Genomic DNA, 13,319 nt, shown 5'->3' with positions numbered 1-13,319 from the left:
TAAGGAAAACAGGGGCGGAAGCGAGCCCGGCTAACCCGGGTAGACCGGGGACGATCCCTTGCTGACCACGGTCTTCCAGTTGGCGCCCGGCGGCAACCGCACAATCCCGTCCTCCAGCGAGTGCGCCAGCAGCGGCAGCCGGTCGTCGTCCGCCGAGGCGACCGCCGTCACCCGGTTCGCGCCCGGCACCGACTGGGCGTCCGACGTCGAACCGTCCGTCTGCAGGTACCGCAGTTGCTGCACCCCGCCGGACTCGCGGCCGACCACCACCAGACGGCTGCGGCCGGCCCAGGACACGGCCGTCACTTCCTCCATCTGCGGGGCGATGGGCCGCAGGTCGGCAACGGAAACTTCCGGCTTGTCATCGGGCCCGTGCCGCTCGACCCGGCCGAGCTTCAAGGTCGTCCGGCCGTCCTGCGAGACCAGCAGCGCGATCCGCACGCCGTCCGCGGACACCTTCAGGGCTTCGATACGAGCCCCGTCGAGGCCGTCGACGACCTTGACCTCCTCCGGCTCGCCCTCGCCGCCCGCCAGCCGCAGGAGCCGCGGCTGCCGGGGGTCCCGGTCGGCCACCCACAGGTCGCCCCGGCCGTCCCAGCTCGGCGCCGAGAGACGGTCCGTCTTCTCCTTGCCGCTGCTGGTCAGCACCGGCTCCCGCGGCTCGCCGTCCGAGACGACGGACGCCACGTACAGCGCATGCGCCTCCTGCGAGACCCCTGCCGCCCGCCGTTCGTCGCGCGCCACCGCGACCGCGCCGAGCTGCCGCTCGCCGTTGCCGAAGGGGCCCGGCACGGGGTCGGCCTCGTGGTCGGCGTCGGCGTTCTCGGTGTTGGCCACCATCCGTACGAGACGCTGCTTGGTGTCGAGGAAGTACTGGTAGTCGGGGCTCCCCGAAGCGCGTTCCGGAGCGAAGTCCTGCGCCTGGTCACCGCCGAGCACGCACAGCGTCGAGCCGTCCGACCGCTGCAGCTCCACCTGGCCGGTCCGGTACGACGTCAGGTCCCGCAGGGTGAACAGCAGTTGGGCCGCCATCTCCCTGCACCGCTTCTGGCCGACGTTGGACGCCTTCCCGTTGAGCGGCACCTTGAGAGCGTTGCGGTCGTCGAACACCAGCGACTTGGTGCCCTCCTTCAGCTTCAGCGCCGTACCCGTGGGAAAGCTCGAGCTCACCACCGGCTTCAGCCAGTTGGTCGGGCCGCTCAGCAGTGCCTCGACCGTCTGCGTCACCGGGTCCATCTGGGTCTGCGGGTCCATGCGCTTGCGCACATAGATCGGGTCGGCGACCAGCCACGGGTGGGCGGCCCCGGTCCGCTCGGACGACGTGCCCGAGGCGAAGTAGTACCTGTTGACCGAGCTGTAGATGCGCTCGAAGTCCGACTCGCCGAGCACCAGGCCCTGCGGCAGACCGTCGATGCGCCACTCCTGGCCGTCCGGACCGCTCTGCCTGCTGAGATGGATCGTCTCGTGGTACTCGCGGTTGACCGGCCGGTACGCGCGCTGCCCGTTCACCTCGGCGATCTCCGTACCGGTCAGCGCGTACGTATAGACCCCGCCCTCGCGGTCACTGGCCCGCTGGTCCTGGGGCACCGGGCCGTTGGCCAGCACCGTGACCCGGCTCGGGTTCCATGTGTCGGACGCCTTCTTCGTCAGGTACTTGCGAGCCGTGGCGAACTGCGGGTCGTCGCCCGTCATCGCCTCCAGGAACCCCTCGACGATCTCGTTGGGCTGCGCCCCGACCCTCGGGGCCATCCCGTACACCCGCACCTGCGAGTCACCGCGCGGAGAAGCGTCCACAGCCTCCACGTCACCGCTGTCCGGCATGGACGCACAGCCGGCCAGCAGCAGACCGCCGCATCCCAGCAGCACCGGCGTACGGGGCACCCGCCACCGGCCGCCGCGTCCTCGCTCAGTGCCCACGGGTGCTGTCCTTCCGCTCCGCCTGCGATGAACTGTCGCCGTCACCCGCCGGGCGCGCCACCACCCGGGCCCCACTGCCCGGCAGCGCCGTCGGATCCGCCGTGGGTGCCGCGCGCGGCACCGTCGGCAGCGGCGACCGCTCGGCACCCGGCTGAGCGGGCACGGTCGCGAGCCGGTGCGCGCCGCTGTCCGGCCCGTTGCCAGCGATCCGGCTGTCCGCCTCCGCGCGCTCGCGCCCACGCCGTGAATCCTCGGGTTCCAGCGGAATCGGCGAACCGCGCAGCGACTCGTCCGCCGTACGCGGCAGGGTCAGCCTGAACTGTGATCCGCCGCCCGGCTCTCCCCACGCCTGCAGCCAGCCGCCGTGCAGCCGCGCGTCCTCGACGGCGATGGACAGCCCGAGGCCGGTCCCGCCGGTGGTGCGCGCCCGCGCCGGATCGGCACGCCAGAACCGGTTGAAGACCCGCATCGCCTCCCCCGGTTTGAGCCCGACGCCGTAGTCACGGACCGCCACGGCGACCGCCCCGCCCGCGGCACCCAGCCGGACCACGATGTCCCGGCCCTCACCGTGCTCGACGGCGTTGACCACGAGATTGCGCAGTACGCGCTCCACGCGCCGGGCATCGGCCTCGGCGACGACGGGCTGTTCGTCACCGGTCACCCGTATCCGGGTGCCCTTGCGCTCGGCCAGCGGCTCGGCGCCCTCGATGACCCGGCGTACGACCTCACGCAGGTCTATCGGCTCCGCCTCCAGGGCCGCCGCGCCCGCGTCGAACCGGCTGATCTCCAGCAGGTCGGCGAGCAGCGACTCGAACCGGTCCAGCTGCCCGGCGAGCAGCTCGGCGGACCGCGCCGTCACCGGGTCGAAGTCGGAACGCGCCTCATGGATGACGTCGGCGGCCATCCGTACGGTCGTCAGCGGCGTACGCAACTCGTGCGAGACGTCCGAGACGAAGCGCCGCTGCAGCCGGGACAGCTCCTCCAGCTGCTGGATCTTGACCTGCAAATTCTGCGCCATCTTGTTGAAGGCCTCACCGAGCCGGGCGATGTCGTCCTCGCCCGTGACCTTCATGCGCTCCTGGAGCCGGCCGGCGGACAGCCGCTCGGCGACCCCTGCGGCCATGCGTACGGGCGTGACGACCTGCCGCACGACCAGCCACGCGATGCCGCCGAACAGGACCACGACGAACACTCCCGCGGTGGCGAGCGTGGTCTTCACCAGGCTCAGCGACTCCTCCTCCTGCGTCAGCGGGAAGAGGTAGTAGAGCTGGTAGGGCTGGCCGCTGTTGTCGTTCAGCTGCTTGCCGATGACCAGGCCCGGCTCGGGATCCTGCGCGTCCGTGTACGTGATCCGGACAAAGGCCTTGTACGCCTTGCCGGTCCCCTCGTCGATGGCGTCCCGCAGTTTCTGCGGCACGCTCGCACTCTGGTTCACGCCGCCCGAGGCGCGCGGCCCCCGGTTGATGGAACTCTCGTCGTCCGAGTCGGCGCTCAGCGCCACCACGTGGAAGGCCTGCCGGCCGCCACTGGCCAGCTGCTCGACCAGCTCGGTCCGCCAGTTGGTGGAGTTGCGGGCGGCGGCCCGGATCTCCGAGCTGTCACCGGCTCCCGCACCCGTTCCCGCGACGGTACGGGCCTTCTCCTCCGCCACGTCGAATCCACCGGCCGCCTGACTCTGGGCGGCCTCCTGCTTCGCGTCGAGCAGGCCGTTGCGCACCTGCCACATCACGACGAAACCGAGCAGCAGCACCACACCGAGCGACATCAGCAGCGAGCCGACGACCACGCGCAGCTGGATGTTCCGCCGCCACAGCCGCAGGGAGGGCAGCAGCGGCCGGCGCACCCAGCGCGCGAAGAGCCGCAGGGCGGGCCGCCCGCCCTGCAGAAAACGGCCGCCCCTGGACGCGGGCATCCCTCGCCTGGGACCGGCAGCCCGCCCCGTACGGACTCCCGGCTCCCCGGGCATCGGAGCAGCGCTGCCTCGGGTCATGTCAGCTCGGTCCGGCCTTGTAGCCGACCCCGCGGACGGTCACGACGATCTCCGGCCGCTCGGGGTCCTTCTCGACCTTCGAGCGCAGCCGCTGAACATGGACGTTGACCAGCCGGGTGTCCGCGGCATGGCGGTATCCCCACACCTGCTCCAGCAGTACCTCGCGGGTGAACACCTGCCACGGCTTACGGGCGAGCGCGACCAGCAGGTCGAACTCGAGCGGGGTCAGGGCGATGGACTGTCCCTCCCGCTTCACGGAATGCCCGGCCACGTCAATGACCAGGTCTCCGATCGCCAGCTGTTCCGGCGCCGGCTCCTCCGACCTCCTCAGTCGCGCCCTGATACGGGCGACGAGCTCCTTGGGCTTGAACGGCTTGACGATGTAGTCGTCAGCACCGGACTCCAGCCCAACGACCACGTCTACGGTGTCGCTCTTGGCGGTGAGCATCACGATCGGCACCCCGGACTCGGCCCGGATCAGCCGGCAGACTTCGATGCCGTCCCGTCCGGGCAGCATGAGATCCAGCAGCACCAGGTCGGGCTTGGCCTCCCTGAATGCGGCAAGTGCCTTGTCGCCATCCGCTACGAACGACGGTTCAAATCCTTCACCACGCAACACAATGCCGAGCATCTCGGCCAGTGCGGTGTCGTCGTCGACGACAAGGACGCGTCCCTTCATAAACGACATCATCCCATTAGCTAATCGTTACCTGGCGTGACCTGGCACACAGCTCCGCCAGTCCGGCCCCCGTGACCGGGGAAATCGCACCCTGTTCCGTGACGATCGCGGTCACCAGCTCCGGCGGCGTTACGTCGAAGGCCGGGTTGTACGCCTGTGTTCCCAACGGCGCCACGGGCGTCCCGGCCCCCACCCCGGCATCGGAACCGGCCACCGGAATCAACGGCACGGTGAACTCTGTCACCTCCTGCCCCGACCGCTGCTCCACCTCGATGGACGCACCGTCCGGAGTGCCGAGATCCACGGTCGTCACAGGTGCGACGACAATGAACGGTACGTGGTGGTACTTGGCCAGTACCGCGAGCGGATAGCTCCCCACCTTGTTCGCCACCGAACCGTCGGCGGCGATCCGGTCCGCCCCGATCAGTACGGCGTCCACCTCGCCGGCGGCGAACAGCGAACCCGCCGCGTTGTCCGTGAGCAGCGTGTACGCCATCCCGTTGCGGGCCGCCTCGTACGTCGTGAGCCTGGCCCCCTGCAGCAGCGGGCGGGTCTCGTCGACCCACAGCCGCCGCAGCCTGCCCGTCCGGTGCGCCGCCAGCGCCACTGCGAACGCCGTGCCCTCACCGCCCGAGACCAGCGCCCCGGTATTGCAGTGGGTCAGGATCCGGTGCCCGCCCCCCGGCAGCAGTTCCTCCAGCAGAGCCAGCCCGTGCGCCGCCATGCGCACGCTGGCCTCGGCGTCGGCCCGGTGCAGTTCCCGCGCCGCGGCCAGAGCGGACGCCGCCGCCCCCTCGGCGTCCGCCCCCTTCCCGACGGCCGCCCGGTATGCCTCCGCCGCGAGCCGCACCCCGTACCCGAGATTCACCGCGGTGGGCCGCGCCCGCTGCAGCAGCGCCACGGCCTCGTCCACGTCGTACCCCCGCGCGGCGGCCAGAGCTACGCCGTAGGCACCGGCGAGGCCCAGCAGCGGTGCCCCGCGGACGGCGAGCGTCTGGATGGCCTGCACCAGGGCAGGCACATCCGTACAGACCAGCTCGACCTCCTCGGCGGGCAGCCGCGTCTGGTCGAGCAGCACCAGCACGGGCCCCTCGGGCGGTTCCTCCCAGCGCAGCGAAGGGAGCGCGGGCGGCTTGGCGCCCGCTGGGAATTGCGCGTCCTGATCAGCCATCTGCCCAGTCTGCCGGTGAGACACCGACAATTGAAGGTGCAAAGGAGATACGGGGCCCGGCCCACCGGCAGGCCCCCATGACACGATGGCTGTCAACCTGCCGCCGCGACCGCGGGCGGGCACCGTGAAGGAGCGACAATGAACGACTCTCCGGGCTGGGCCTCGCCCGGATCCGCCCCCTCTGACGACCAGAAGCCCGGCGTTCCCCGGCCTGTCGAGCCGGCCGACCAGAGTGACGCCGCGTCGAAGTGGTCCAAGGCGCAGCCGCCGGCCGGCCAGTGGTCCGCGCCCAGCGCCCCCGGTGGGCCCCCGAGCCTTCCGCAGCAGCCCGCGCCGAACTGGGGCGGCAGGCCCCAGGGAGGCGGCTGGGGAGGCCCGCCCCCCGCCGCCAAGCCGGGGGTGATCCCGCTGCGCCCGCTCGGGGTCGGCGAGATCCTCGACGGAGCGGTGTCGACACTGCGCGCCCATTGGCGCACCGTCCTCGGCATCACGGTCACCGTCGCCGTGGTCACGCAGATCTGCGACGTCCTGATCCAGCGCTACCTGCTGCCCGAGCCGGCCCAGGTCGACCCGAACGCCACGCCGTCCGAGGCCCTGAGCCAGGCCCTCGACGCGATGCAAACCACCCTGGTCGGTGCGCTTCCCTCCTTCGTGATCACCCTCATCGCCACGCTCTTCACCACGGCGCTGCTCACCATGGTGGTCAGCCGCTCCGTACTCGGCCGCCCCGTAACGCTCTCCGACGCCTGGCGCGAGGCCAAGCCCCGGCTGCCGCAGCTGCTCGGCCTGACCCTGCTGCTCACCGCCATGACCGTCGGAATCATGACGGTCGGCATCACGCCCGGAGTCCTGCTGGGCTCCGGAGCAGGCATCGCGCTGTCGCTGCTGGGCGGTCTCGCGGCCCTCGTCGTCACCCTGTGGCTGATGATCCGCTTCAGTCTCGCCTCCCCCGCACTGATGCTGGAGCGGCAGGGCATCAGGAAGTCCCTGACCCGGTCCGCCAAGCTGGTGAGCGGCGCCTGGTGGCGCATCTTCGGCATCCTCCTGCTGACGGGCCTCCTGACTTTCATCGTGTCGATGATCATCGCCGTACCGTTCGGTCTCATCGCCTACGCCGCGGACGACGGTCTGGGCGGACTCCTCACCGGGCAGGCGCCCGAGTTCGGCTGGCCCTTCCTGATCATCACCGGTATCGGCGCAGTGATCGCCTCCTCGATCACCTACCCGATCTCCGCCGGTGTGAGTGTCCTGCTCTACGTGGACCAGCGCATCCGCCGTGAGGCTCTCGACCTCGAACTCGCCCGCGCCGCGGGCCTCCCCGGATACGGCCCCCAGCAGCCCACCGACACCACTCCCGGAGGCTGATGCGGTGTCCGCGGCGGGGGGCAGGACAGCGGCGCGCCTCTGGGCTCGCGCAAGTGACGACGTACCGGTGGACACTCCACGCGTCCCGGCCCGCGAGGCCGCGGAACGCGAACTGTCCAAGCCGGTGTACCACGAGAACGACCCGAATCTCCTCGAGCGCGCCATCGACCGCTTCTGGGAATGGGTCAACGACCTGTTCACCGCCGCTTCCGGAGCCACACCCGGGGGCGCGGTCGGACTCGTGGTCGTCGTCGTGCTCGTCGTGCTCCTCGTCATCGGCCTGTGGCTGCGCCTCGGCACCCCGCAGCGCACGCCTTCCTCCGAAGGCGCACTGTTCGACGAAGGCCCGCGCAGCGCGGCGGAGCACCGCACCGCCGCAGAGGAACACGCCGCCGCGCACCGCTGGAACCAGGCCGTCCAGGAGCGCATGCGAGCCGTCGTACGCTCCCTGGAGGAGCGGGCACTCCTCGACCCGCGCCCCGGTCGCACCGCGGACGAGGCCGCGGCGGAAGCCGGACGTTCCCTGCCCGGCCACGCCGACCTGCTGCGCGCCGCCGCCCGCGAGTTCGACGACGTCGCATACGGCGGCCGCACCGCCGACGGGCAGGCGTACCGGCGCCTGAGCGAACTCGACTCCGACCTCCGGCGCACGAAGCCACTGCTCGACGCCACGGTCCGGGGAGCTGCCGAATGACCGGAGCTCCCGCACTCTCCACATCGACCGCCCTCACCATCCGCCAGGTCTGGACGCGCAGCCGCGGTCTCCTCCTGGGGGCGGTCGTCGTCCTGGTCGCCGGGATCGCCATCGCCGCCGCACACTCCGGCGACCAGCACGGCAGCCTCGACCCCCGCTCCGCGGACCCTCAGGGCAGCCGCGCCGTCGCCGAACTCCTTACCGCCCGCGGTGTCACCACCCGCGTGGTCACCACCCTCGGCGAAGCCACGAGCGCGGCAGCACCCGACACCACACTCCTGGTCACGACCCCCGATCTCCTGACACCCCACCAGCAGAGGCAGCTCCGCACGGCGGTACAGGACTCCGGCGCCCGCACCGTCCTCCTCACCCCGGACGCCCCTTCCGTGTCCACCCTCGCACCAGGTGTACGCGCATCGGCCCGCACCGCCGTGTCGGCACGCTCCCCCCAGTGCTCGCTGCCCGCCGCGCTCCGCGCCGGCGACGCCGACACCGGCGGAATCCGCTACACCACCGACGTCCCCGGCAACGACGCCTGCTACCTCAGCGACGGTCTCCCCACCGTTCTCCGCGTCCCTGCCCCAGCGGACGGCGACACCGTCCTGCTGGGCGCGCCAGACATCCTCCACAACGACCGCCTCGACAAACAGGGCAACGCCTCGCTCGCCCTTCAACTCCTCGGTTCCCGGCCTCATCTCGTCTGGTACCTCCCCTCGCTCGGCGACGCCTCGGCCACCGACGGCGGCAGAAGCAGCTTCTACGACCTGGTCCCTCCGGGCTGGCTCTGGGGAACACTCCAACTCGCCCTCGCCGCCGTGCTCACCGCCGTCTGGCGCGCCCGCCGGCTCGGCCCCCTTGTCACCGAACAGCTCCCCGTAGCCGTCCGGGCCTCCGAAACCACCGAGGGCCGCGCCCGCCTCTACCGCAGAGCCGACGCCCGCGACCGCGCGGCCTCGGCCCTGCGCTCGGCGACCCGCACCCGACTGGCCCCCCTTCTCGGCGTTCCCCTCTCCCGGGCCCACGCCTCCGACGTCCTGCTCCCAGCCGTCTCCGCCCACCTGCCGACGACCGGCCGGGACCTCCCGGCCCTCCTCTTCGGCACCGCACCTCCCGACGACGCCGGCCTCATCCGCCTGGCAGACGAACTCGACGCCCTCGAAAGAGAGGTACGCGCTTCATGAGCGCCCAGCCAGCAGAGAACCCGGACAGCGCCCGAGCCTCGCTCGAAGCCTTGCGCACCGAGATCGCAAAGGCCGTGGTCGGCCAGGATCCCGCTGTCACCGGACTCGTCGTAGCCCTCCTCTGCCGAGGCCACGTCCTACTCGAGGGAGTCCCCGGAGTGGCCAAGACGCTGCTCGTCCGCGCACTCGCGGCCTCCCTCGAACTGGACACGAAACGGGTCCAGTTCACCCCCGACCTCATGCCCAGCGACGTCACGGGCTCCCTGGTCTACGACGCCCGCACCGCCGAGTTCTCCTTCCAGCCCGGCCCCGTCTTCACCAACCTCCTGCTCGCGGACGAAATCAACCGCACGCCCCCCAAGACTCAGGCATCTCTCCTGGAGGCAATGGAGGAGCGACAGGTCACGGTCGACGGCACACCCCGCCCCCTGCCCGACCCCTTCCTGGTCGCCGCGACCCAGAACCCCGTGGAGTACGAGGGCACTTACCCCCTCCCCGAGGCCCAACTGGACCGCTTCCTCCTCAAACTCACGGTTCCGCTCCCGTCCCGCGAGGACGAGATCGGCGTCCTGACCCGCCACGCGGAGGGCTTCAATCCCCGTGACCTGCAGGCCGCGGGCCTACGCCCGGTTGCCGGCCCCGCCGACCTGGAGGCGGCCCGCGCCGCCGTGGCCAAGACCTCTGTCTCCGCGGAGATCACCGGCTATGTCGTGGATATCTGTCGAGCCACCCGCGAATCCCCCTCGCTCGCTCTCGGCGTCTCCCCTCGAGGCGCCACCGCCCTGCTCTCCACCGCCCGGGCCTGGGCCTGGCTCACCGGCCGGGACTACGTCATTCCCGATGATGTGAAAGCCCTGGCCCTCCCCACCTTGCGCCACCGCATCCAGCTCCGGCCCGAGGCCGAGATGGAAGGAGTCACCGCAGACTCCGTCATCACCGCGATCCTCACCCACGTCCCCGTCCCCCGCTGAGGCGATGACTGTGGCTCTCACCGGACGAACCGCACTCCTCGCGGCCCTCGGCTCGATCCCCATCGGCATCCTCGCGCCGAACTGGTCCGGGGTCCTCGCCGTGAACACTCCTCTCACACTCGCAATTCTGTGCGACTACGCCCTGGCCGCGCCAGTGCGAAAACTCCGTTTCACCCGAAGTGGTGACACGTCAGTTCGACTGGGTGACAGCGCTGAGATCCAGCTGACCGTCACCAACCCCTCGGGCCGCGCCCTGCGTGGCCAGCTCCGCGACGCCTGGCCGCCCAGCAGCTGGCCCACGGGCACCGAACAGACAGCATCACGTCACAAACTGGCGATCCCAGCCGGCGAGCGCCGTCGCCTCACCACCGTCCTCCGGCCCACTCGGCGCGGCGACCGCCACTCGGAACGGATCACCGTCCGCTCGTTCGGACCTCTTGGCCTCGCAGCCCGCCAGGGCACCCACCGAGTCCCCTGGACGGTCCGCGTCCTGCCTCCCTTCACAAGCCGGAAGCACCTCCCCTCCAAGCTGGCCCGCCTTCGCGAACTCGACGGCCGCACCAGTGTCCTGACACGCGGCGAAGGAACCGAATTCGACAGCCTTCGCGACTATGTACCCGGTGACGACACCCGCTCCATCGACTGGCGTGCCACCGCCCGGCAGAACACCGTCGCCGTACGCACGTGGCGCCCGGAACGCGACCGCCACATCCTTCTCGTCCTTGATACCGGCCGCACGTCGGCCGGCCGCGTCGGCGACGTACCGCGCCTGGACGCGTCGATGGACGCGGCTCTTCTCCTCGCCGCTCTCGCCTCGCGGGCGGGAGACCGAGTGGAACTGCTCGCCTACGACCGCCGTATCCGCGCCCAAGTCCAGGGCCGCACAGCAGGTGACGTCCTGCCCGCGCTCGTCAATGCCCTGGCTCCACTGGAGTCCGCGCTGGTGGAAACCGACGCCCGGGGCCTCAGCGCAATGGCACTGGCCAACGCCCCCCGGCGCTCCCTGGTCGTACTGCTCACCAGCCTGGACGCCGCACCGGTCGAGGAGGGCCTCCTCCCCGTGCTCCCGCAGCTCACCCAGCGCCACACCGTCCTGGTGGCTTCAGTGGCAGACCCTCGCATCGAGCAGATGACAACCAGTCGTGGCACAGCGGACGCAGTCTACGAAGCCGCCGCCAGCACCCAGGCTCAGCAGCAACGACGCCACACGGCAGAAAAGCTCACCCGCCACAACGTCACCGTCGTTGACGCCTCTCCCGACGACCTGGCCCCGGCCCTCGCCGACGCCTATCTCGCACTGAAGGCAGCAGGCCGCCTGTAAAAACCACAAGAAAAGACTCCACCGACGGCCGGTCTGAGGGAGCTGGCCGGGAACGCGGAAAAGCCCCGCACCAGAAGGTGCGGGGCTCTCCCACAAGAATTGTTCGGCGGTGTCCTACTCTCCCACAGGGTCCCCCCTGCAGTACCATCGGCGCTGAAAGGCTTAGCTTCCGGGTTCGGAATGTAACCGGGCGTTTCCCTAACGCTATGACCACCGAAACACTGTGAAGTTGAACCAACCGGACATGGGCACGGTTCGTTACTTCAGAACAAACACAGTGGACGCGAGCAACTGAGGACAAGCCCTCGGCCTATTAGTACCAGTCAGCTCCACCCGTTGCCGGGCTTCCACATCTGGCCTATCAACCCAGTCGTCTACTGGGAGCCTTAACCCCTCGAAGGGGGTGGGAACACTCATCTCGAAGCAGGCTTCCCGCTTAGATGCTTTCAGCGGTTATCCTTTCCGAACGTAGCCAACCAGCCATGCCCTTGGCAGGACAACTGGCACACCAGAGGTTCGTCCGTCCCGGTCCTCTCGTACTAGGGACAGCCCTTCTCAATATTCCTACGCGCGCAGAGGATAGGGACCGAACTGTCTCACGACGTTCTAAACCCAGCTCGCGTACCGCTTTAATGGGCGAACAGCCCAACCCTTGGGACCGACTCCAGCCCCAGGATGCGACGAGCCGACATCGAGGTGCCAAACCATCCCGTCGATATGGACTCTTGGGGAAGATCAGCCTGTTATCCCCGGGGTACCTTTTATCCGTTGAGCGACAGCGCTTCCACAAGCCACTGCCGGATCACTAGTCCCGACTTTCGTCCCTGCTCGACCCGTCGGTCTCACAGTCAAGCTCCCTTGTGCACTTACACTCAACACCTGATTGCCAACCAGGCTGAGGGAACCTTTGGGCGCCTCCGTTACTCTTTAGGAGGCAACCGCCCCAGTTAAACTACCCATCAGACACTGTCCCTGATCCGGATCACGGACCGAGGTTAGACATCCAGCACGACCAGAGTGGTATTTCAAGATTGACTCCACACACACTGGCGTGCATGCTTCAAAGTCTCCCACCTATCCTACACAAGCCGAACCGAACACCAATATCAAACTGTAGTAAAGGTCCCGGGGTCTTTCCGTCCTTCTGCGCGAAACGAGCATCTTTACTCGTAGTGCAATTTCACCGGGCCTATGGTTGAGACAGTCGAGAAGTCGTTACGCCATTCGTGCAGGTCGGAACTTACCCGACAAGGAATTTCGCTACCTTAGGATGGTTATAGTTACCACCGCCGTTTACTGGCGCTTAAGTTCTCAGCTTCGCAACCCTGAAAGGTCACTAACCGGTCCCCTTAACGTTCCAGCACCGGGCAGGCGTCAGTCCGTATACATCGCCTTACGGCTTCGCACGGACCTGTGTTTTTAGTAAACAGTCGCTTCTCGCTGGTCTCTGCGGCCACCCCCAGCTCGGAGTGCAAGACTCGTCACCGGTGATGGCCCCCCTTCTCCCGAAGTTACGGGGGCATTTTGCCGAGTTCCTTAACCATAGTTCACCCGAACGCCTCGGTATTCTCTACCTGACCACCTGAGTCGGTTTAGGGTACGGGCCGCCATGAAACTCGCTAGAGGCTTTTCTCGACAGCATAGGATCATCCACTTCACCACAATCGGCTCGGCATCAGGTCTCAGCCTTGATGAGGGACGGATTTGCCTACCCCTCGGCCTACACCCTTACCCCGGGACAACCACCGCCCGGGCTGGACTACCTTCCTGCGTCACCCCATCGCTTACCTACTACCACCTTGGGCCGGCGGCTCCACCACTTCCCTTTGCCCGAAGGCTCCGGGACGGCTTCACGGCCTTAGCATCAGAGGATTCGATACTGGGCGTTTCAAAGCGGGTACCGGAATATCAACCGGTTGTCCATCGACTACGCCTGTCGGCCTCGCCTTAGGTCCCGACTTACCCTGGGCAGATCAGCTTGACCCAGGAACCCTTAGTCAATCGGCGCACACGTTTCTCACGTGTGTATC

The 13,319-nt window shown here is 68.9% G+C and carries 9 protein-coding genes and 2 rRNA genes (1 of these 11 running past the window's edge); 5 read left to right on the top strand and 6 right to left on the bottom strand.

All coding sequences use genetic code 11. The features are described from left to right. Nucleotides 1-30: 30 nt before the first annotated feature. The 4 genes from BN1555_RS19615 to mtnA are packed head-to-tail and all read right to left on the bottom strand — an operon-like array spanning nucleotide 31 to nucleotide 5,757. Nucleotides 31-1,917: an LpqB family beta-propeller domain-containing protein gene (locus tag BN1555_RS19615; RefSeq protein ID WP_093800596.1), complete on the bottom strand. Its 1,887-nt coding sequence runs from the start codon at nucleotides 1,915-1,917 to the stop codon at nucleotides 31-33. Beyond that, nucleotides 1,907-3,907, bottom strand: a complete 2,001-nt coding sequence (gene mtrB, locus BN1555_RS19610; RefSeq protein WP_093800595.1) for an MtrAB system histidine kinase MtrB — start codon at nucleotides 3,905-3,907, stop codon at nucleotides 1,907-1,909. Before mtrB ends, BN1555_RS19615 begins: the two co-directional genes overlap by 11 nt. Nucleotide 3,908: 1 nt before the next feature. After that, nucleotides 3,909-4,598 (bottom strand): two-component system response regulator MtrA, encoded by a 690-nt coding sequence (gene mtrA, locus BN1555_RS19605; protein ID WP_187281934.1) that lies wholly within the window; start codon nucleotides 4,596-4,598, stop codon nucleotides 3,909-3,911. A gap of 4 nt (nucleotides 4,599-4,602) precedes the next feature. Then, a complete protein-coding gene (gene mtnA, locus BN1555_RS19600; protein WP_093800594.1) occupies nucleotides 4,603-5,757 on the bottom strand; it encodes an S-methyl-5-thioribose-1-phosphate isomerase in 1,155 nt (384 codons plus the stop codon). Between the two features lie 138 nt (nucleotides 5,758-5,895). Here mtnA and BN1555_RS19595 point away from each other — a divergent pair, with 138 nt between their 5' ends. Genes BN1555_RS19595 through BN1555_RS19575 form a run of 5 tightly spaced genes read left to right on the top strand, consistent with a single transcriptional unit; the run spans nucleotide 5,896 to nucleotide 11,289 of the window. Beyond that, nucleotides 5,896-7,122 (top strand): DUF7847 domain-containing protein, encoded by a 1,227-nt coding sequence (locus BN1555_RS19595; protein ID WP_093800593.1) that lies wholly within the window; start codon nucleotides 5,896-5,898, stop codon nucleotides 7,120-7,122. Nucleotides 7,123-7,126: 4 nt separating this feature from the next. Continuing rightward, complete coding sequence (locus BN1555_RS19590; protein ID WP_093800592.1) at nucleotides 7,127-7,816, top strand: DUF4129 domain-containing protein; 690 nt, start codon at nucleotides 7,127-7,129, stop codon at nucleotides 7,814-7,816. Further along, a complete protein-coding gene (locus tag BN1555_RS19585; RefSeq protein WP_093800591.1) occupies nucleotides 7,813-8,997 on the top strand; it encodes a DUF4350 domain-containing protein in 1,185 nt (394 codons plus the stop codon). Before BN1555_RS19590 ends, BN1555_RS19585 begins: the two co-directional genes overlap by 4 nt. Beyond that, nucleotides 8,994-9,968, top strand: a complete 975-nt coding sequence (locus tag BN1555_RS19580) for an AAA family ATPase (protein WP_093800590.1) — start codon at nucleotides 8,994-8,996, stop codon at nucleotides 9,966-9,968. Before BN1555_RS19585 ends, BN1555_RS19580 begins: the two co-directional genes overlap by 4 nt. A 10-nt stretch (nucleotides 9,969-9,978) precedes the next feature. Further along, nucleotides 9,979-11,289, top strand: a complete 1,311-nt coding sequence (locus BN1555_RS19575) for a DUF58 domain-containing protein (protein ID WP_093800589.1) — start codon at nucleotides 9,979-9,981, stop codon at nucleotides 11,287-11,289. A gap of 101 nt (nucleotides 11,290-11,390) precedes the next feature. Here the strand turns inward: BN1555_RS19575 and rrf are convergent. Both rrf and BN1555_RS19565 read right to left on the bottom strand, forming a co-directional pair. Then, nucleotides 11,391-11,507: ribosomal RNA gene (rrf, locus tag BN1555_RS19570) — 5S ribosomal RNA — on the bottom strand. A gap of 75 nt (nucleotides 11,508-11,582) precedes the next feature. Beyond that, nucleotides 11,583-13,319, bottom strand: a 23S ribosomal RNA gene (locus BN1555_RS19565); it runs 1,388 nt beyond the window's last position.

The organism is Streptomyces sp. Wb2n-11 (assembly GCF_001049855.1).
GTDB lineage: Bacteria > Actinomycetota > Actinomycetes > Streptomycetales > Streptomycetaceae > Streptomyces > Streptomyces altiplanensis.
This window is presented reverse-complemented; position numbering and strand designations above follow the sequence as displayed.

Bases quoted from the DNA above. Each gene is read 5' to 3' on its own strand.
- mtrA (WP_187281934.1), bottom strand. From the start codon at position 4,598: ATGATGTCGTTTATGAAGGGACGCGTCCTTGTCGTCGACGACGACACC.
- BN1555_RS19580 (WP_093800590.1), top strand. From the start codon at position 8,994: ATGAGCGCCCAGCCAGCAGAGAACCCGGACAGCGCCCGAGCCTCGCTC.
- BN1555_RS19585 (WP_093800591.1), top strand. From the start codon at position 7,813: ATGACCGGAGCTCCCGCACTCTCCACATCGACCGCCCTCACCATCCGC.
- mtrB (WP_093800595.1), bottom strand. From the start codon at position 3,907: ATGACCCGAGGCAGCGCTGCTCCGATGCCCGGGGAGCCGGGAGTCCGT.
- BN1555_RS19595 (WP_093800593.1), top strand. From the start codon at position 5,896: ATGAACGACTCTCCGGGCTGGGCCTCGCCCGGATCCGCCCCCTCTGAC.
- mtnA (WP_093800594.1), bottom strand. From the start codon at position 5,757: ATGGCTGATCAGGACGCGCAATTCCCAGCGGGCGCCAAGCCGCCCGCG.